The sequence below is a fragment of the Streptomyces sp. NPDC058469 genome (assembly GCF_042721125.1).
Taxonomy (GTDB): domain Bacteria; phylum Actinomycetota; class Actinomycetes; order Streptomycetales; family Streptomycetaceae; genus Streptomyces.
In genome coordinates this window covers 1-18,469 of sequence record NZ_JBHXME010000159.1, presented here as the reverse complement: position 1 = coordinate 18,469, position 18,469 = coordinate 1, and the positions used below count along the sequence as shown (strand labels likewise).

Sequence of the window (18,469 nt, the reverse complement as noted above, 5' to 3'; positions counted from 1 at the left end):
CACTCGTACGGTACGAGTGCGCCCTTCGCCGCGTCAGCTCGCGGGTACCGCCACCAGCTCCAGCCGCCCCCCGGCCATCGCCACCACGGCGGACACGAAGGCCTGGAGGCAGGTGCGCTCGGCCTCCTCGTCGGGGAGCGCGAGGTGTTGCTGGGTGAGCCCGTCGAAGCCGGCGAGGAAGAACCGCGCGATCGTGTCCACGGGCTGGGCGAGGGGCCGGCCGGTGCGCTCGGCCGCCTCGGTGATCAGCCTCGCCGTCACCTCGGTCACGCCCCGGTAGTGGGTTTCGAGGGCCTCGGCCAGGGCGGGTGAGCGGAGGGCGAACATCGTCAGTTCCGTGAGGAGTTGATGGCTCGCGGGCTGCTCGCGCACCGTCCGCCACAGCGCGGCCGCCAGCGCGCTGACCGTCGCCTCGAAACCCCCGTCGGCCGGCGCGGCCCGCTCGACCTGAGCCACCAGATCCTGCGTGAGCTGCTCCATGACCGCGCGGTACAGCCCCTCCTTCGTACCGAAGGTGTAGTGCACCGTGGCCTGGGCCACCCCCAGCTCGGCGGCGATGGCACGCGTGCTGCCGGCCGCGACCCCCTCCCTCGTCATGAAGTCGATGGCCGCTTTGATCAGCTGGGGGCGGCGCTCGGCCGCGGAGACATGAGCCATGCCCCATCATAGCGACTGAGTCTGCTGAACCAGTCGTACGAACAAGTCGGTCTTCGCCCGGCGGGGTACCCGCGGCCGGGACGCGGCCGCTGAGGTCCGGTCCCTGGCCGCGCGGGTCAGTTCGCGCCGGACGGCGGGTGCATACGTTTCCTGCAACGCCCGTGAGACGGGACGACAGAGGAGGCAGGCTCGTGACGGAAAGCCAGTTGGACACGTGTGTGATCGGGGCGGGCCCTGCCGGGCTGGCGGTCGCCAGGGCGCTGGCCGAGCGGAATCTGCCGTACACGCATCTGGAGCGGCACACCGGGCTCGGGGGGATCTGGGACATCGAGAACCCGGGCGGCCCGATGTACGAGTCGGCCCACTTCATCTCCAGCAGGACCCTGTCGGGCTTCGGCGGTTTCCCGATGCCGGACCACTTCGCGGACTATCCGCCGCACCGGCAGATCCTGTCGTACCTGCGGTCCTTCGCGGACGCCTACGGGCTGACGGACCGGATCGAGTTCGGTGTCGGGGTGGAGAGCGTCGAGAAGAACGCGGACGGCACCTGGACGGTCGTCCGGGCCGACGGACGGGAGAGCCTGCACGGGCAGGTCGTGGTCTGCACGGGCTCGCAGTGGCACCCCAACATCCCTGAGATTCCCGGGGAGTTCGGCGGCGAGGTCCGGCACACCGCCGGCTATCGCAGTGCGGAGGAGTTGCGGGGCAAGCGGGTGCTCGTCGTGGGTGCGGGGAACTCGGGTTGCGACATCGCGTGCGACGCGGCCCGGACGGCGGACCATGCGGTGATCAGCATGCGGCGCGGGTACTGGTTCATCCCGAAGCATCTGTTCGGGCTGCCGGTGGACACCATCGCCAACAGCGGTCCGCATCTGCCGATGTGGCTGGCGCAGCGCGTCTTCGGCACCCTCCTGCGGATCGTCAACGGCGATCCGACGCGCCTGGGCCTGCAGAAGCCGGACCACAAGCTCTTCGAGACCCACCCGGCCATCAACTCGATGCTGATCCACCACCTCCAGCACGGCGACATCACCGCCAGGCCCGGCATCGCCCGCGCCGAGGGCAGCACCGTGCACTTCACGGACGGCACGAGCGACGACTTCGATCTCGTCCTGTTGGCGACGGGCTACGTCCACAAAGTCCCGGTCGCCCAGCGGTACTTCGGTGACGAGCAGCATCCCGACCTGTATCTGTCGTCGTTCTCACGCGAGCACCGGGGCCTGTTCGGGATCGGGTTCGTCGAGACCAACGCCGGGGCGTACCAACTCTTCGACAGCCAGGCGCAGTTGATCGCCGGGTATCTGAACGACGCGCGTCACGGTCTGCCCAACGCCGAGCGGTTCACCCAGATGATCCGCGCCGACCGCCCCGACCTGTCCGGCGGGCTGAAGTTCGTCGCCTCGCCCCGTCACACCGGCTACGTCGACAGCGGGGCGTTCGTGAAGTACCTCGGCAAGGTCGCCCGCCGGATGGGCTGGCGCACCGAGGGACAGGCGCCGCCGGTGCGGTCCGCCGCCCGGCGTGTGGAGGCGACGGCATGAGCAGGAGGTTCGACTTCACCGACAAGGTCATGCTGGTCACCGGCGGCGCGGGCGGCATCGGCAGCGCGCTGTGTCACCGCTTCGCCTCGGGTGGCGCGCGCTGTGTCGTCGTGGACATCGACGGGGCCCGTGCGGAGAAGGTGGCCGGGGAGTTGCCCGGCGCCGGACACGCGGGCATCGGCTGCGACCTGATGCAACGCGTCGAGCTGGAGCGGCTGTTCGAGCGGGTCGCCGATGTCTACGGCCGTCTCGACGTGCTGGTGAACAACGTGGGCATGACCAGCTCGGAGCGGTTCGACGACCGCAGCGTCGAGAGCATCGAGCGGGAGATCACCCTCAACCTGACCTCCCCGCTGATCGCGACCCGGATCGCGATCCCCCTGCTGAAGGCCTCGCGGGACGCCCGGGTGGTCACCACGGTCTCCCTCGGCGGGATCTTCCCGCTGGGCGAGACCCCGATCTACACGGCGTCCAAGTTCGGGCTGCGGGGCGCGATGCTCGCCATCGGCCTCGATCTGCGGAGCAAGGGCATCCTGGCCGGGTCGGTACTCCCGTCGGCGACCGACACCCGGATGCTGCGACAGGAGGCCGTGGACGGCGGCAACTCCATGCAGTTCCAGGACCCACCGCAACAGCCTGCGAACGTCGTCACGGCCGTCGTGAGCCTCCTGGACAGGCCCCGGCTGGAGGCCTACCCCCGGTCCGGCGAGTCCCGTCTGGTGCGGTTCGCCATGCTCGTACCGAACCTGCTGCCCAGGATCTTCCCCCTGTTCCGCAAGCGCGGCGACCGCGGCATGGCCCGCTACCTGGAGGAACTCCGCCGCCGCGGACTGGCCCGACAGACCGACGGGCGCTGGGAGTTGGTGGAGGAAGCATGACCAGGAACGACACGCTGCACGTGGTCAACCCCGCCACCGGCGAACCGCTCACCACCCTCCCCGCCGCGAGCGCCGACGACGTCACCAAGGCCGCCGAACAGGCCCGGCACGTCTACGACTCCGGGGTCTGGTCACGGCTTCCGGCCCGCGAGCGGAGCGCCGTACTGCTGCGCCTGGCCGACCTGATGCAGCGCGACGCCGAGTTCCTCGCCCGGCTGGACAGCGAGGACGCGGGCAAGCCCATCACGGAGTGCCGTACGGGGGACGTGCCGGGCGCGATCGAGTCGATCCGCTGGTTCGCCGAGGCGGCGGACAAGGTCTTCGGCCGGGTCGCACCGAGCGGACCCGACGGCCTCGGTCTCATCACCCGCGAACCGGTCGGCGTCGGCGCGGCTATCCTCCCCTGGAACTACCCCCTGGCGATGGCCAGTTGGAAGATCGGACCCGCCCTCGCCGCGGGCACCTGCCTGCTGGTCAAACCGGCCGAGGCGACCCCGCGTTCGGCCCTGCACCTCGCCGCACTCGCCACCGAGGCCGGCCTGCCCGACGGCGTCCTCACCATCCTCCCCGGCTACGGCGACGAAGCCGGCGCGGCCCTCGCCCGCGACCCCCTCGTCCAGGCCCTCTCCTTCACCGGCTCCACCACCACCGGCCGCCACATCCTCAAGGCCGCCGCCGACAGCAACTTCAAGCGCGTCTCCCTGGAGATGGGCGGCAAGAGCCCCCAGGTCCTGATGGCCGACGCGCTCTCCTACGGTGACGAGCTCATCGACGACATGATCGAGGCCGCGTTCCTGACGATGGGGCAGAACTGCACCGCCGGTTCAAGGGTGTTGGTGCACCGCAGCATCGCCGAGGAGGTTGTGGAGCGGTTCACCGCCGCGGCGAGGGACCTCGTCATCGGCGATCCGGCCGACCCGCGCACCCAGCAGGGGCCGCTCATCAACCGTGCCGCCTTCGACCGGGTCGCCGGTGCCGTGGATGCCGCACGGGCGGGCGGCGCCCAGATCCACACCGCGGGACTCCCTCACGGGCTGCCCGCGCGCGGTGCCTACTACCCGCCCACCGTGATCACTCGCGCGCCCGCCGAAAGCGCCGTACTCACAAGGGAGTTGTTCGGCCCTGTGGTGACCGTCGAGACCTTCGGCTCGGAGGACGAGGCGGTACGGATGGCCAACGCCACCGAGCACGGGCTCGCCGCCTCCGTCTGGACCCGCGACCTCGACACCGCGCTGCGGCTGGCCCGTGGCATCGAGGCGGGCGTGGTCTCCGTGAACGCGTACAGCGAGGGCGACATCACCACTCCCTTCGGCGGCTGGAAGCAGTCCGGGTTCGGCGGCGTGGAGAAGTCGACGAACGCCTTCGACCAGTGGACACGGGAGAAGACGGTCTGGATCCGCACCCGTTGAGCGGGTCGTGGGTGAAAGCGGCCTGAATCCCGGCCTGTTGACCAGTCAACGAGCGAAATCGGCCCAGATCCACACCAGTTGACCGAGTCACTCACTCTCGATGCGTCGCCGCCCGGAGCAGTTGCTCCCGTAGCTGGACCGGGGAGGTGCCGTGCCAGCGGCGTACCGCGCGGCGCAGGGCCCGTTCGTCGGAGAATCCCGCGCGACGGGCGATCTCACGCAGGGTCAACTCCGGGCGGAGCAGCAGCTGTTCGACGCGTTCCCGGCGTACCCCCTCGGCCAGCGCCTCGTACGTCGTACCGCAGTCGGCGAGCCTGCGGCGCAGTGTCCGTTCGCTCGTCGCGTGCCGTCGGGCCTGCTCGCCGAAGGACGGGATCACCGGGAGGCTCTGCGCGACGGACACCTCCAGGACTTCGAGGAGGTCCTGCTGGTCGGTGCGGGAGGCCAGTTGGGCGTCGAGTGTCTCCAGGGTCGAGGCGTACGTCACCGGGTCGCGGCCGGGCATCCGGGCGCGGGCCCAGGCGGGGTCGACGACGATGCGGTCGGCCGGGGCGCGGAAGCGGACCGGGCAGCCGAACAGGGCGCCGTAGGGCTCGCGTTGGCGGGGTGGCGGCGAGGAGAACTCCACCACGCGCGGGGCGAAGTCCGGGCCGACGGCGAGCCGGGAGAGGGTGACGACGGAGGCGAACCCCTCCTCGATCAGGAAGGACGCCACGCCCGGGTCGATGGCCGGGTCGGGGAGGTCCGCGCGCAGGACGAAGGCGCCGTCCTCGCCGAGTCCGGTCGACCAGACGGTCATCGCGCCGGAGAGGTTCTGGTACTTCACCCCGGTCTCGATGGCGTGCCGCAGCGTGTCGGCGGCCATGAGCGCGAAGCCGAGCAGGCCCCATGCGGTCAGATGCTGCGCCGCGCCGACCTTGAGGCCCAGCCGCTCGTCCCCGGTGAGTTCCACCGCGCGCCGGATCACCGCGCTGCCCTGCCGGTACGACACCCGTAGCGCGGCGGAGCGCATGAGCGTCTCATCCAGGCCGACCTCGCTCAGCAGGGGCCGCAGATCGACGCCGCGTGCGTCGGCGACGATGACGAGATAGCGCAGGATGTTCGGCTGGATCGTCGCCGACGTGCTGCGGCTGGTCCCGCGCGGGTCCGCCGGGGCCGGGGCAGGGAACATCGCACTCACCTCCTCGTGGGCGACCACCGTAAGCACCCGGGCGGCACCGGTCGTGGCGCTGGCCGCCGAAGTCCCCTCAACGGCCCCCGGTGTCCTGCGTTCGTCCCGCTACGGCTGACTACGGTCTGTGCATGTCAGTCAGTACTCCAGGCCGGGCCCGGGTCGGGCGCCCCGCCGACAGGGCCGGTGCCCGAAGGGCGACGACCTTCGCGTTCGCCGCGCAGGGCATGTCCGTCGCCGCCGTGTACACGACCGTCCCCGCCGTCACCGAACACCTGAGTCTGTCGCCGCTCCTGACCACCGCCACGCTGGTGGGGGTGGCCCTGACGGCGGGGGTCGGCAGCTTCCTGGGGCTGGCCGCGGTCCGCGTCGCCGGCCCCGTCGCCACGATGCGCGCGGCGCTGCTCACGGCCGCCACCGCCCTCACGCTGATCGGATGGGCGCCCGGCACGGCGACCGTCATCTGCGCGTACGTCCTCTTCGGCCTCGCGGTCGGCGGCCTCGACGTCGGCATCAACACCCGGGCCGCCGCGATCGAACGCGCCTACGGCCGTAGCGTCTTCGGGTCGTTCTACACGGCGTGGAGCGTGGGTGGCGTGCTCGCGGCCCTGCTCACCGCCGGGGTGGCCCGGCTGGACCGGCCGGTGGGCGACGGCCTGGCCGTGCAGGCGGGCATCCTGTTGGTCGTCGCCGGCTGCCTGCGCACGCACACCCTCCCCGACCCCGCCGAAGCGGTGGACCCGTCCGCGCAGCCGCCGTTGGGGCGCCGGCTGTGGCTGCGGATCCTCCCCTTCGGGCTGGTCCTCCTCGTCGTCTACGTCGTGGACTCGACCGTCTCCGCCTGGTCGGCGGTGTATCTGTGGCAGACCCTGGACGCGTCGCTCACGGTGGCGCCGATGGCGTACGCGGCGTACCAGGCCGGCACGGTCGTCGGCCGCGCGACCGTGGACCGGCTGGTGCAGCGGGTCGGTACCGTCGCCGTCGTCCGCACGGCCGCCCTGGTGGTGGCGGGCGCCCTGGTGGGCATGGCTACGGCTCCGAGCTGGCCGTTCGCCGTGCTCGCGGCCGGGGTGGTGGGGCTGGGGGCGTCGGTGCTGGCCCCGCTGTGTCTGGCCTCCGCCGCGCGACTGCGGCCCGCCGCCTCGGAGACGGTGCTGGCCCGGCTGAACCTCTTCAACTACGCGGGCGTCGTCACCGGCGGCGCGGTGAGCGGACTCCTCGGCTCCACCGGCGAGTTCCGGCTCGCGTACGCGGCACCGGCCGCGCTCGCGGTGCTCGTCCTGACCGGTGCCCGCCATTTCACGCAGCCGCCCGGGGCGTCCGGGGCGTAGGGGACGAACGAGGCAATGGGCGGGATATGGCCAGCCCATGGGCAGGCGGCAATCGCTCGTTCATGGCGACCGTCGCGGGAGCGGCGCGGGCGCCCGCGGCCGGAAGCGGCGCCGAGGCGGCGCGCGGCGCCAACACGGGCGCGCCGCACGGCCGTTGGCCGCGGCACGTGCCGCCGTATCTCGCCATCTCGCCGTACTACGTGCTCTTCGCGGTCTTCGGCGCGTTCCCGGTGGGGTTCTCGCTGTATCTGTCCTTCCAGGACTGGGACGGCATCGGTGACATGCGGTTCGTCGGGCTTCAGCAGTACCGCTGGCTGCTGCACGACTCGGTGTTCTGGCACTCGATCCTCAACGCCTTCGAGACATGGTTCATGTCGACGGTGCCGATGCTGTTCCTGGCCCTGGTCATCGCGTTCCCGCTGAACGCGCAGGTGCGCCACGCCACCGCCTACCGGGTCGCGTACTTCATCCCGAACGTGACCTCGATGGCCGCCATGACCATCGTCTTCGGTTCGGTGTTCGCCCAAGCGGGCCTGGCCAACTCGCTGTTGAAGGCGATCGGGGTGGACGGCGTCAACTGGCTGACGTCCTCCCTCGGGATCAAGTCGGCGATCTCCATCATGATCATCTGGCGGTGGGTCGGCTACAACGCGCTGATCTTCCTGGCGGGCCTGCAGGCCATCCCCACCGAGCTGTTCGAGGCGGCGCGGGTCGACGGGGCGAGCAGCCGGCAGACCCTCTTCCGGGTCCTGGTACCGCAGTTGCGGCCGGTGATCCTCTTCGCGGTCATCACGTCCACCATCAACGGCCTGCAGATCTTCACCGAGTCGCAGGTGCTCTTCCACTCGGACGACCCCGGCACCACCGGCGGGCCGGGCCAGGAAGGTCTGACCATCGTGCTCTATCTCTGGCAGAAGGCCTTCAACGACCACCAGTTCGGCTACGGCGCGGCGATCGGCTGGTCCCTGTTCGCGCTCATCGCGCTGTTCGCGATCATCAACTGGCGGCTGGTGTCCGGCTCCGGGCGCGACGACCGTCCCCGTATCCCCTGGCGCAAGGGAGCCCGCAATGGCCGCTGACCGGACGACCGCCGTCGGCGCGGGACTCGCCATCGGTTCCGGCAGGAGGCTCTCCCGTGTCGGTGTCCCGGTGCTGCTGCTGTTCGGTGTGCTGGTCTCGCTGTTCCCCTTCTACTGGCTCGTGGTGATGGCCTCGATCACCACACAGGAGATCCTCCGGTTCCCGCCCCGGCTGGTGCCGGGCACCCATCTCCTGGAGAACATGCGTCAGGTGATCCACCGGATCGATTTCTTCGGTTCGCTGTTCAACACGGTCGTCGTCTCGGTGGCGGGCATGGTACCGGTGCTGTTCTTCGACTCCCCTGCCGCGTTCGCCTTCGCCAAGTACGAGTTCCCGGCGCGGAAGGTGCTGTTCGGCATCCTGCCGGCGACGTATATGATTCCCGGTCGGCTCTCCCTCGTGCCGCAGTTCGTCACCATGGCCGACTTCGGCTGGGCCGGTTCGCTCAAGGACCTCGTGATACCCGGTGCGGCCAACGCGTTCGGTGTCTTCTGGATGCGGCAGTATGCCCAGAACTCGCTGCCGGACGAACTCCTGGACGCGGGGCGGATCGACGGGGCCGGTTTCTTCCGCCTGTACTGGCAGGTGGCGCTGCCGCTGTTCCGGACGGCGCTGGCCTTCCTCGGAATCTTCACGTTCATCCAGCTCTGGAACGACTGCATCTGGCCCCTGGTCGTCCTGGTCAACCCCGACCGGCTCACCCTCCAGGTCGCCCTGGCCAACCTCGACTTGGCCTACAACACCGACTACGCCGTGGTGATGGCCGGCGCCCTGATGGGCGTGATCCCGCTGATCGTGGTGTTCCTCATCGGCGCCCGGCACTTCCTGCGCGACCTCGCGGCGGGCCCCACGAAGATGTGACCCGGAGGTCGGACCCGAAGTTGTGACGGGAAATGCCGTGAATGCCTCGCCTCCCCGTGCCCTATTTGCGACAAAGTGGCTTTCTTTTCGCCTTCTGTCTTCCGGGTACGGGGAGGTGCGGCGTACGCCCTGAGGAGATGTCCGCACCGGATATGCCGAATCTCATTTGACTGCGCTATATTTCACGCCTCAACTCCGCTTGCCCATAGGCGTTTTCCCCTCTCCCCGCCTCCTGCGAATTCTTTTCGCCCCAGGTCGGTACCAACCGTTTCCCCCTCCGTGATACGCCTCACCGAAAGCTTTCCATTCCGTGGCCATCACCCTGCGCGAGGACCGGCCGCCGGCCGGTCGCCATGCAGCCGTTCCGTCCGGCAGCCTGTTCCGACGGATCTACGCACCCCGCACCAGCGACGCCCTGGCGTTCTCCATGTCGACGTACGCCATGCCGCTGCTGGTCCTGGCGATCACCCGTTCCTCGTCGCTGACGGGCCTGGCGTTCGCCCTGGAGTGGACGCCGCGGATCGCCGCGTTCGTACTGGCCGGCAATGTGGTGGACCGGCGCGGCGCGGCGATCGTGTGCTTCCTCGCCTCGCTGCTGCGGGCCCTGGTGCTGGCGGGGGCGGCCGTGGCGCTGGTCATGCTGCCGCGCGGCACCGCGGAGACGGTGACCGTGCTGGTGCTGGCCGCGGTGACCGGCACCCTCACCCAGTTCAGCTTCGTCGCCAACGAGGCCGTGGGCGCGATCGTCACCCGGCGGGCGGAGAACCGGCCCCACGGAGTGCAGTCGGTCCTCATCGGCATCGACCAGACCGCCATGCTCGTCGGCCCCCTGCTCGCGGGCTTCCTGCTGCTGGTCGGCCCGGGCTGGATGCTCGGGTGCCTGACCGGGCTGTCCCTGCTCGCCGCCGTGCTCGGCCTGCAGACCCCGCCCACCCCGCTGCGGGCCGGACGGCCGGTCGGCGAACGCGCACCCGGCAGTCTGCGGACCGGACTGCGCATGCTGCGCAGACTGCCCGCCCTGCGCTGGCTGGTGGCGGGCCTGGCCTGTTCCAATCTCGCCCTCGGCCTGCTCCAGTCCGCGAGCCCCATCATCGTGGTCGAGAACTTCGGCCGCTCCTCCGCCGACGTCGGCACCCTGTGGTCCGCCGCCGCGGCCGCGACCCTGCTCGCGGTCACCTGCTGCCGGCTCGCCCTGAGCCGCGTCGACCTGTGGGGCGTAGGAGTCGTCTGCGCGACCTTCGCCTCCGCGGCCTGCCTGGCTCTCCCCCAAGCCCCGTCCTACGCCGCCTACATGGTCCTCATCGCGCTGTTCATGGCGGGCGACGGCGGCCTCACCGTCGTGCTGCGCACGCTGCGTTCGCTGGTCATCCCGGCCACGGCCTTCGGCACCACGCTCTCCCTGACCATGCTGCTCCTGCTGCTGCCCTTCCCCGTGGCCGGCATCCTCGTCGCCGTCACCCCGCCGACCCACCTCGACACGGTCGTCCTGTGCTGCGCCCTCGTCCAGGCGGTCGCCCTGGCCATCACCTTCGTACGACTGCGCAACGAGCCGACGCTACGCGCGTCCGCCCACCGGCCACCCCAGACCATGCTCCCCAACGAGCCCTCCACGACGCCGCGTTGACGGTCGATGGCCTCCGGTAATTCGGTTGAGTGAGCACCTGCTCGGCGTGCAGGCTTGCGCGGTGCAGAGGGAATGGAACCCGGGTTGTCTGAACTGGGACGAGGTCGACCCCGCGCGACACCCCTTCGACCCCGAGGCGGCCGCGGAGGTGGTGCGCTCGCTCGGACCGGCCCGCCGGATGCCGACCCGCCCCGACGCCCCCTACGGCGATCCCGTTCTGCGTGGCTGGCGTTGGGACGTGGCCACGCCCTGGGCCGACGCCATGTCGTACGCCCTCGCCGAGCGCTACGGCGACTGGGTCGTGGGCTGGCGCTGGGCGCACGACGAGGGAGACTTCGACGGCGGGCCGGTCGGCAGCTGGTGCTGTGTGACGCACTCGTACACCACACCGGAGGAGACCCTGGACCGGGTCGTCTCCGGGCTGTGCGAATGGCGCGACTGGCTGGAGCGGCTCGCGACCCTGTTCGAGGCGTACCCGCTGGACCTGGCCGACGTGGCGGACCAGCGGATCCTCTGGGAGTGCGCCGCCCGCAACCTCATCTTCCAGGCGTACGACCGCACCGGCTCCGGCAGCGGCTGGTACGGGCACTGCCGTCAGGTGCTCACCTGGTTCCTCAGCCACTGGCGCGTAGACCCCGATATGGCACAGGAGTTGGTCGACGAGGCGATAGACGGCCGGTTCAAGAGCTGGACCGGCCCCGACCGGGTCCTGGTCGACGACATCGCGGAGCGGCTCGCGCTCTCCCTACGGCCCGACGACGCCGTACGACCGCCCGCCCCCGGCCCCCTGCCGGACCATCTGCGGAGCTGGCTCGCGGTCCGCGAGACCGTGCCGTGGGAGGAGGCACCGGACGGCGGCGGGGACGAGCCGGTGATTCCGGCGCGCGACGGCGCGGCGGAGTACATACGTGCCTTCGACCACACCGTGTCGGCCACTCGCGGCGAGGGCCTGCTCGCCGCCCTGGACCTGGTGCGGGCCGACGCGGCGCGCGGCGCCCCGCTCGACTTCGAGCTGCTGCGCGGCTGGCAGCACCACGTCCTCGGCACACCCGAACCACCGTCGTTCCGCACCCTGCCGGCCTTCGCCAAGAAGGGCAGGGAGCGCTACGGCATCGGCCCCGACACCCCTGAACGCCTCGACGCCTGCCTGGCCGAGAGCACGCGGGACAGCGCGCGGCCCCTCCCGCTGACCGCCCGGGCCGCCCGCGTCTGTCTCGACGTGTGCTTCTTCCATCCCTTCGACGACGGCAACGCCCGCTCCGCCTTCCTGGCCCTCGTCTTCGTCCTGGCCCGCGAGGGCGTCGCCCTGGACGCGGTCACCCTGCTCCGCCGTATCTCCCACGCGGCCGACGACCCGCGGAGCGGGGTGATCATGTCCCGGTCCGTCGACCTCCACGTCACGGAGACCCGACGCCGAGCCGCCTCAACTACCCTCTAGGTAGGGCGAGTTCACCATCGCGGGAGTCTCAGTTCGTACTCGGGCCGGACGCGCCGCATGTACGCGGTGTCGTCACGGCCACGCACACCCGAGTCGATGTACAGCCGGTGCAGCCGGTCGAGGGCTTCGTGGTCGAGCTCCACACCGAGACCGGGACCGGTCGGGACCCTGACCGCGCCTTCGCGCAGCTCCAGCACCCCGGGGGCGATGACGTCGTCGCCCGAGTTCCACGGGTAGTGCGTGTCGCAGGAGTGGTCGAGGTTGGGGATCGCCGCCGCCACGTGGGTCATGGCGGCGAGGCTGATGCCCAGGTGCGAGTTGGAGTGCATGGACAGACCGAGCCCGAACACCTCGCAGACGACGGCCAGTTCGCGGGTCCGGCGCAGCCCGCCCCAGTAGTGGTGGTCGGTGAGGAGGACCTGGATCGCGCGCTGCTCGATCGCGGGCCGCAGATGCTCCCAGGCGATCACGCACATGTTGGTGGCCAGCGGGAGCGGTGACTCATTCGCGACCCGCGCCATACCGGGGATGGTGGCGGTCGGGTCCTCCAAGTACTCCAGTACGCCATCCAGTTGGCGGGCCACGTACGCCGAGGTGTCCGCCGTCCAGGCCGTGTTGGGGTCCAGGCGCAGCGGCTGCCCCGGGAATGCCTCGGCCAGCGCCCTGATCGCGGCGATCTCCTCGTCGGGCGGGAAGACACCGCCCTTGAGCTTGAACGACCGGAAGCCGTACCGCTGTTGCATCAGCCGGGCCTGCTCCACGATCCCGGCCGGGTCCAGCGCCTCGCCCCAGTCGTCGCCCACCGCGGGCCTGCCGTCGAGGGCGGGGTGTTCGGCCCATTTGTAGAAGAGGTACGCGGCGAAGGGCACGGCGTCGCGGACCTTGCCGCCGAGCAGGTCGCTGACCGGGCGTCCGAGCAGCTTGCCCTGTGCGTCGAGACAGGCCACCTCGACCGCCGAGGTGGTCCAGCCGCGTTCGTGGGCGCTGGGTACGGTCGGCAGCAGGGCGGCGTCGATCGCGGCGACGAGGGCCGTCGTGTCGAAGACGTCCAGCCCTACGACGACCTTCGCCGCCGCCTCAAGTCGCTCCAGCCGGACCGCGCCGCCCGTGGACTCGCCGAGGCCCACCGTGCCGTCCTCCAGCACGAGTTGGAGGACGCACCGCAGGGCCAGCGGTTCGTGGACGCCGTTCGAGTTGAGAAGGGGCGGATCGCGGAAGGCGATCGGGGTGACGATCAGTTCCCGGATCCGTGTTGCCGCCGTACTGCTCATGCGCCCAGCGCCTCCAGGCCATGGCCGATCAATTTCGTTCGCATCCTGCCCCGTTCCGCCGGATCGCAGTCATGTCTCAGGTCCAGGCCGTCACGGGCACGAACGAACTGTCCGTCCGGAAGAGGTCCGTGCCGTCCGTCGGGTCCACCCGCAGTTGGTAGTTGTAGTGGCGCAGGTAGTAGCCGGGGTAGCCGTACGCCTCGAAGCGCAGCGCACCGGTGGTGGTGCCCGTCCGGGCGTAGAACGTCGCGTCCTGCGCGAACGTCGCCGTGCCGTCGTTGGCGTCGAAACGGCCCCGGAAGCCGTAGTGACGCAGGTAGTTGCCGGCCGAGTCCCGGAAGGAGAAGCCGGTCGCGTCGGCGAGGCCGGCGACGACGGTGAACGTGGACGCCTGCTTCAGGGCCGTGGTGCTGGAACTGGTCACCACCGGCAGGTTGAGCAGGGCGGACTGCTCCTGCCAGTAGCGGGTGGTGTAGTTGGCGGACCGGAAGGAGCGGGTGACGCCGGTCGCGAGGCTCGGGCCGCCGGACACCGTCTCCTTGATGACCGTGAAGTGGCGTGCCGTGCCGGAGAGGGTGGTCAGCGCGGTCGGCGCGGACCAAGTGGCGAAGGTGTCGTAGCTGTCGCTGTAGTAGTAGGTGCCGTCGCCGTATCCGTCGAAGAAGATCCGCCAGCCGCCGTTGTCGAGCCGCACCACCGAGGGGCCCTCGCGGTAGCTGCCCCAGCCGGCCCAGTCGCCGGTCTTCGAGATCGTGTAGGGGCCGGTGAGGCTGGTGGCGGTGCCGTACTCGATGTACTTCGCCGTCTCGTTCTTGGTGAAGGCGTGGTAGGTCGAGCCGATCCGCACGATGTAGGTGTCGATGTGGTTCGAGCCGATGCCGGACAGAGCGACCGGTGAACTCCAGGCCGTCAATGCGGAGTTGGTCGCCTTCAGCCGGTACGGCGTGAAGATCCACTCGTCGTCGGTGGTCGAGCAGGACACGATGACGTTGACACTGCCGTCGCTGTCGACGAACCACTCGGGCGCCCAGGCACGCGACAGATCGGTGATCGGGACCGTGTAGTCGTATAGGAACGTCCAGTTGACCCGGTCGGCGCTGCGCGCGAAGCCGATGGTGGTGCTGACGTCCTCCCAGGTGTGGGTGGTGTACGTCAGGTAGTAGGAGCCGTCGGTGTGCTTGAACACGCTGGCGTCGCGAATGCGGTTGCTCGGCGGGGTGTAGGCGGAGGCCTGGACGAGGCGGAAGTCGGTGGCGTCGTCGGACTGGTAGACGTTGACGGTGCCGTCGTCGCTGTTGAGGAACGGGACGATGGTGTAGCGGGTGGCGTAGCCGCTGGACGGGGCGGCGGCCAGGGCCGTGCCGAGCAGTCCGGGGGCCTCGCCCAGGACGAGCGCCGAGGCGGGCAGGACGGCCATCGCGCGCAGCAGGGCACGGCGGGACGGTGTGGGGGGACGTGTGGTCACGGGCGGCTCTCCCGGAGACTCGGACGTTCGCCATGTCGAACGTGGTTCGTGAATTCGGTCAGAAGGTAAAGGTGGGGCAGGAACACGTCAATGGTTTGCACAGTGCCTGGTGATCTCTGTGGGGAACCTGTGGCGCAGGCCGAACCACCCGCACCCCAGGAGAAGTTGCCGCATCCGCACCACGCCGGGCACCCGAACGTTACCGTTCGGTAGACCACGCGCTTCCGGAGGTGCCGCATGACGCCCGACCGTTCCGCAGGCCTGGCCGAGTCCGCCCGCGCGCTGGCCGCCGGGGAGGTGACCGCACGGGCACTGGCCGAGGAGACCTTGGCGCGGATCGGCTCAACTCAGGCCTCCCTGAACGCCTTTCGGGTCGTACGGAGGGAAGCGGCGCTCGCCGAGGCCGAAGCCGCGGACAAAGAACTGGCGGCCGGAGTCCGCAGGCCGCTGCTCGGGGTGCCCGTCGCCGTCAAGGACGACATGGACGTCGCGGGCGAGCCGACCGCGTTCGGCTGCCGGGGCGAGTTCCCTCCGGCGACCAAGGACAGCGAGGCGGTACGGAGGCTGCGGGCGGCCGGGGCCGTCATCGTCGGGAAGACGAACACCTGCGAGTTCGGGCAGTGGCCGTTCACCGAGGGGCCCGCGTTCGGCGCGACCCGCAATCCGTGGAACTCCCGTCATACGCCCGGGGGTTCGTCGGGCGGTTCGGCGGCGGCGGTCGCCGCGGGGCTGGTCCCGGCCGCGCTCGGCTCGGACGGCGCCGGTTCGGTGCGCATCCCCGCCTCCTGGACCCACCTCATCGGTGTCAAGCCGCAGCGCGGCCGCATCTCGACCTGGCCGCGCGGCGAGTCCTTCCAGGGCATCACGGTCAACGGCACCCTCGCCCGTACGGTCGCGGACGCGGCCCTGCTCCTGGACGCGGCGAGCGGCAACCACGCACGGGACCCGCACCAACCGCCCGCGCTCACCATGACGGAGGCGATCGGCCGCGACCCCGGCCGACTGCGCATCGCGCTCTCCCTGAAGCCGCCGTTCACCGCACTGCCGGCCCGGCTGCAACCGGAGGTGCGGACTCGGGTCCTCGAACTCGCGGAGAAGCTCGCCCAGTTGGGCCACACGGTCGTAGAGGACGATCCGCCGTACGGCCGGATCGGGTTGACCTTCCTCCCGCGCGCGACCGTCGGTCTCGCCGAGCGGGTCCGTGAGGCGCCGCACCCCGAACTCCTCGACCGCCGCACCCTGGACGCCGCCCGCCTCGGCCGGCTGCTCGGCGGGGCGCCCCTGCGGGCGGCCCGGCGCGCGGAGGCGACCCTGCACGACCGGATCGGCGCGTTCTTCGGGATGTACGACCTGATCCTCGCGCCGACAACAGCCGCTCCCCCGCCCCCGGTCGGCGCGATGCTCGACCTGAGCGGACTGGCCACCGACCGCGCGATGATCGCCGCCTGCCCCTACGCCTGGCCGTGGAACATCCTCGGCTGGCCGGGCGTCAACGTCCCCGCGGGCTTCGTGGCGGGCGGACTCCCGGTCGGCGCCCAGCTGTTGGGCCCGTCGAACAGCGAGCCCCTGCTCCTGTCGCTCGCCGCGCAGTTGGAGGCGGACCTGCGCTGGCACGAGCGGTGGCCGGAGCCGATCGCCGCGGAAACCCCGGCGGCATAGGCGGGTTGGGCCCGTACCCTGTGACCATGCAGGATGCGTCGATGGTCGGGCTGATGGGGCGGGTCACCGGGACGGTCGGGCCCGGGCTCGTCGGTGAGGTGATCGTCCGGGTGCGCGGGGGCGCGGAGCACTTCCTCGCGTACGCCGCCACCGGCACGGACCGGATCGAGCGGGGCACCGTGGTGATGGTCGTGGAGTACCTGCCGCCGAGGACGGTCTACATCACGCAGGCATACGACAGTTGAGCCGCCTCCTTCGCAGGTGAGAGCGTTTCAGGGCCGTATGCGTCAAGATTGCAACAAGGATCCGTCAGCGTCTGTACCCCGGTCTTGCGCAGGAGCACACTCCCTTCGTTCGGTGCCGAAAGGGCACCATCAAAAGGGGGCGTATGCCGATGGTCATCGGCGTCGTAGCGGGGGTGGCGCTTGTCGCCGTTCTCGCACTGATAGGCCTGTTCAAGTCGATGTGGCGGGTCGCGGAGCCCAACGAGGCACTCATCATCTCGGGCTCCAAGCACCGTACCGAAGGCCTTGAGGAAGGCATGGGGTTCCGCATCGTCACGGGGCGCGGCACGCTGGTGCTGCCCGGTGTGCAGGCGGTGCGCAAGATCTCGCTCGACCTCAACGAGACCGAGCTGCACGTGGATTGCGTGACCACCCAGGGCATTCCGCTCAAGGTGCGGGGTGTGGTCATCTTCAAGGTTGGCGACGACTTCGTGTCGATCGCCAACGCGGGACGTCGTTTCCTCGACCAGCAGAAGATGATGTCGGAGCGGGTGCACAACGTGTTCGCCGGTCATCTCCGGTCCATCGTGGGCGGGTTGACGGTCGAGGACATGATCCGCGACCGGGAGAAGCTGACGGGGCAGACCCGGGCCGCGTGCGGTACGGAGATGGAGAAACTGGGTCTGATCGTGGACTCGCTGCAGATCCACGAGATCGAGGACCCGACGGGGTACATCAAGAACCTCGCGATGCCGCACGCGGCGGCCGTGCAGCGGGACGCGCGCATCGCGCAGGCCGAGGCCAACCGTTTGGCCACCGAGGCCGAACAGAAGGCCGCGGCACGGATGTCGGAGGCCACCCGGGACAGCGAGATCCTCCAGGCCGGCTACCAGGCCGAGCGCGACAAGGCGGCGGCGAAGGCCCGACAGGCCGGACCCCTCGCGGATGCCGCCGCCCGGCAGGACGTCGTCGTGCAGGAGACCCGGATCGCCGAACTCGACGCCCTCCGTCGGGAACAGCAGCTCCAGGCGGACGTCCGCAAGCCCGCGGACGCCCAGGCGTACGAGACCCGGGCCCGCGCCGAGGCCGAGCGCGACGCACGGATCTCCGCGGCTCAAGCCAAGGCGAAGGAGACCGAGTTGGCGGCCACGGCCGAGGCGAGCCGGATCAAGACGGCCGCGAACGCCGAGGCCGAGGCGACCCAGGCACGAGGTGCCGCAGCCGCGACGGCCACCAGGGCCACCGGTGAGGCCGAGGCGGCCGCCGCCCAGGCGAAGGGGCTCGCCGCCGCCGAGTCGACGCGGGCCCAGGGTCTCGCCGAGGCGGAGGCCATCAAGGCGAGGGCCGCGGCCCTCGCCGAGAACCAGGAGGCCGTGGTCGCCCAGCAACTCGCCGAGAACTGGCCGGAGATCGTGAAGGCCGGCGCGTCCGCGTTCGGCAGCATCGACAACATGGTGGTCCTCAACGGGGCCGACGGCATGGCGGAGATGCTCGCGAAGGCGCTCACGATGGGTGGCACGGGTCTTGGTCTGGCCCGCCAGCTGCTCTCCTCGATGAACCAGAACGGGCCGACCCCGAACGGGACTTCGGCCCTCAACGGCAGTACGGCACCGCCGTCGCAGAAGGTGCCGGTGGAGAAGGAGTAGTGGTGATCGTCTGACGGGCGCCCGGCGTCCGCGGGGCCCCTGGGACCGTGTAAATTTGCGCCCGGTGCCCCCTTTAACCTGATAAAAGACCCGGGCGCCTGGGGCCCCCCCCCCCCCCCCACGGCCGGGACGTCCAGCGGCGCGATGGCTCCTTCGAGCGCGCCGCGCCAGCCGTCCCGCACCCCGACGAACTCGAAGCCGTGGACCTCCACGC

At 70.6% G+C, this 18,469-nt stretch carries 15 protein-coding genes; 11 read left to right on the top strand and 4 right to left on the bottom strand.

Annotated features, from left to right (window positions below; genetic code table 11):
* Positions 1 to 33 precede the first annotated feature (33 nt).
* Complete coding sequence (locus tag ACFWP5_RS42275) at positions 34 to 657, bottom strand: TetR/AcrR family transcriptional regulator (protein WP_384169735.1); 624 nt, start codon at positions 655 to 657, stop codon at positions 34 to 36.
* A gap of 191 nt (positions 658 to 848) precedes the next feature.
* Here ACFWP5_RS42275 and ACFWP5_RS42270 point away from each other — a divergent pair, with 191 nt between their 5' ends.
* From ACFWP5_RS42270 to ACFWP5_RS42260, 3 genes are read left to right on the top strand one after another with little or no spacing between them, the layout of a single operon-like run.
* Positions 849 to 2,198 (top strand): flavin-containing monooxygenase, encoded by a 1,350-nt coding sequence (locus tag ACFWP5_RS42270; RefSeq protein ID WP_384169733.1) that lies wholly within the window; start codon positions 849 to 851, stop codon positions 2,196 to 2,198.
* Positions 2,195 to 3,076 carry an SDR family NAD(P)-dependent oxidoreductase gene (locus ACFWP5_RS42265; RefSeq protein WP_384169731.1) on the top strand — a complete coding sequence of 294 codons (882 nt, stop codon included), beginning with the start codon at positions 2,195 to 2,197 and terminating at the stop codon, positions 3,074 to 3,076. Before ACFWP5_RS42270 ends, ACFWP5_RS42265 begins: the two co-directional genes overlap by 4 nt.
* Positions 3,073 to 4,485: an aldehyde dehydrogenase family protein gene (locus ACFWP5_RS42260; RefSeq protein ID WP_384169729.1), complete on the top strand. Its 1,413-nt coding sequence runs from the start codon at positions 3,073 to 3,075 to the stop codon at positions 4,483 to 4,485. The genes ACFWP5_RS42265 and ACFWP5_RS42260 overlap by 4 nt, the downstream gene beginning before the upstream one ends.
* Before the next feature lie 91 nt (positions 4,486 to 4,576).
* On the opposite strand, the gene ACFWP5_RS42255 is transcribed toward ACFWP5_RS42260, so the two are convergent.
* Positions 4,577 to 5,656, bottom strand: a complete 1,080-nt coding sequence (locus ACFWP5_RS42255) for an AraC family transcriptional regulator (RefSeq protein WP_384169727.1) — start codon at positions 5,654 to 5,656, stop codon at positions 4,577 to 4,579.
* Between the two features lie 131 nt (positions 5,657 to 5,787).
* Between ACFWP5_RS42255 and ACFWP5_RS42250 the strand changes: the two genes are divergently transcribed.
* From ACFWP5_RS42250 to ACFWP5_RS42230, 5 genes are all read left to right on the top strand, one after another.
* Positions 5,788 to 6,987 carry an MFS transporter gene (locus tag ACFWP5_RS42250; protein WP_384169725.1) on the top strand — a complete coding sequence of 400 codons (1,200 nt, stop codon included), beginning with the start codon at positions 5,788 to 5,790 and terminating at the stop codon, positions 6,985 to 6,987.
* 62 nt (positions 6,988 to 7,049) lie between these two features.
* Positions 7,050 to 8,066 (top strand): carbohydrate ABC transporter permease, encoded by a 1,017-nt coding sequence (locus ACFWP5_RS42245; RefSeq protein WP_384169723.1) that lies wholly within the window; start codon positions 7,050 to 7,052, stop codon positions 8,064 to 8,066.
* A complete protein-coding gene (locus ACFWP5_RS42240) occupies positions 8,056 to 8,928 on the top strand; it encodes a carbohydrate ABC transporter permease (RefSeq protein ID WP_384169720.1) in 873 nt (290 codons plus the stop codon). The genes ACFWP5_RS42245 and ACFWP5_RS42240 overlap by 11 nt, the downstream gene beginning before the upstream one ends.
* A gap of 310 nt (positions 8,929 to 9,238) precedes the next feature.
* Positions 9,239 to 10,552: an MFS transporter gene (locus ACFWP5_RS42235; RefSeq protein ID WP_384169718.1), complete on the top strand. Its 1,314-nt coding sequence runs from the start codon at positions 9,239 to 9,241 to the stop codon at positions 10,550 to 10,552.
* Positions 10,553 to 10,577: 25 nt separating this feature from the next.
* Complete coding sequence (locus ACFWP5_RS42230) at positions 10,578 to 11,990, top strand: Fic family protein (protein ID WP_384169716.1); 1,413 nt, start codon at positions 10,578 to 10,580, stop codon at positions 11,988 to 11,990.
* 11 nt (positions 11,991 to 12,001) lie between these two features.
* Here ACFWP5_RS42230 and ACFWP5_RS42225 read toward each other — a convergent pair whose 3' ends face one another.
* Both ACFWP5_RS42225 and ACFWP5_RS42220 read right to left on the bottom strand, forming a co-directional pair.
* Positions 12,002 to 13,261, bottom strand: a complete 1,260-nt coding sequence (locus tag ACFWP5_RS42225; RefSeq protein WP_384169714.1) for a glucarate dehydratase family protein — start codon at positions 13,259 to 13,261, stop codon at positions 12,002 to 12,004.
* Between the two features lie 76 nt (positions 13,262 to 13,337).
* The gene (locus ACFWP5_RS42220) at positions 13,338 to 14,726 is read right to left on the bottom strand and encodes a glycoside hydrolase family 43 protein (protein ID WP_384169712.1); all 1,389 of its coding nucleotides are present in this window, start codon (positions 14,724 to 14,726) and stop codon (positions 13,338 to 13,340) included.
* A 237-nt stretch (positions 14,727 to 14,963) separates the two neighbouring features.
* On the opposite strand from ACFWP5_RS42220, the gene ACFWP5_RS42215 reads away from it, so the two are divergent.
* The 3 genes from ACFWP5_RS42215 (at position 14,964) to ACFWP5_RS42205 (ending at position 18,255) form a co-directional block, all read left to right on the top strand.
* Positions 14,964 to 16,385 (top strand): amidase, encoded by a 1,422-nt coding sequence (locus tag ACFWP5_RS42215; protein WP_384169710.1) that lies wholly within the window; start codon positions 14,964 to 14,966, stop codon positions 16,383 to 16,385.
* A 26-nt stretch (positions 16,386 to 16,411) separates the two neighbouring features.
* Positions 16,412 to 16,630: a hypothetical protein gene (locus ACFWP5_RS42210; RefSeq protein ID WP_384169708.1), complete on the top strand. Its 219-nt coding sequence runs from the start codon at positions 16,412 to 16,414 to the stop codon at positions 16,628 to 16,630.
* A gap of 143 nt (positions 16,631 to 16,773) precedes the next feature.
* Positions 16,774 to 18,255 (top strand): flotillin family protein, encoded by a 1,482-nt coding sequence (locus ACFWP5_RS42205; RefSeq protein ID WP_384169706.1) that lies wholly within the window; start codon positions 16,774 to 16,776, stop codon positions 18,253 to 18,255.
* Positions 18,256 to 18,469: the final 214 nt, after the last annotated feature.

Bases quoted from the DNA above. Each gene is read 5' to 3' on its own strand.
- ACFWP5_RS42205 (WP_384169706.1), top strand. From the start codon at position 16,774: ATGCCGATGGTCATCGGCGTCGTAGCGGGGGTGGCGCTTGTCGCCGTT.
- ACFWP5_RS42240 (WP_384169720.1), top strand. From the start codon at position 8,056: ATGGCCGCTGACCGGACGACCGCCGTCGGCGCGGGACTCGCCATCGGT.
- ACFWP5_RS42260 (WP_384169729.1), top strand. From the start codon at position 3,073: ATGACCAGGAACGACACGCTGCACGTGGTCAACCCCGCCACCGGCGAA.
- ACFWP5_RS42255 (WP_384169727.1), bottom strand. From the start codon at position 5,656: ATGTTCCCTGCCCCGGCCCCGGCGGACCCGCGCGGGACCAGCCGCAGC.
- ACFWP5_RS42225 (WP_384169714.1), bottom strand. From the start codon at position 13,261: ATGAGCAGTACGGCGGCAACACGGATCCGGGAACTGATCGTCACCCCG.
- ACFWP5_RS42250 (WP_384169725.1), top strand. From the start codon at position 5,788: ATGTCAGTCAGTACTCCAGGCCGGGCCCGGGTCGGGCGCCCCGCCGAC.
- ACFWP5_RS42275 (WP_384169735.1), bottom strand. From the start codon at position 657: ATGGCTCATGTCTCCGCGGCCGAGCGCCGCCCCCAGCTGATCAAAGCG.
- ACFWP5_RS42210 (WP_384169708.1), top strand. From the start codon at position 16,412: ATGCAGGATGCGTCGATGGTCGGGCTGATGGGGCGGGTCACCGGGACG.
- ACFWP5_RS42215 (WP_384169710.1), top strand. From the start codon at position 14,964: ATGACGCCCGACCGTTCCGCAGGCCTGGCCGAGTCCGCCCGCGCGCTG.
- ACFWP5_RS42245 (WP_384169723.1), top strand. From the start codon at position 7,050: ATGGCGACCGTCGCGGGAGCGGCGCGGGCGCCCGCGGCCGGAAGCGGC.
- ACFWP5_RS42265 (WP_384169731.1), top strand. From the start codon at position 2,195: ATGAGCAGGAGGTTCGACTTCACCGACAAGGTCATGCTGGTCACCGGC.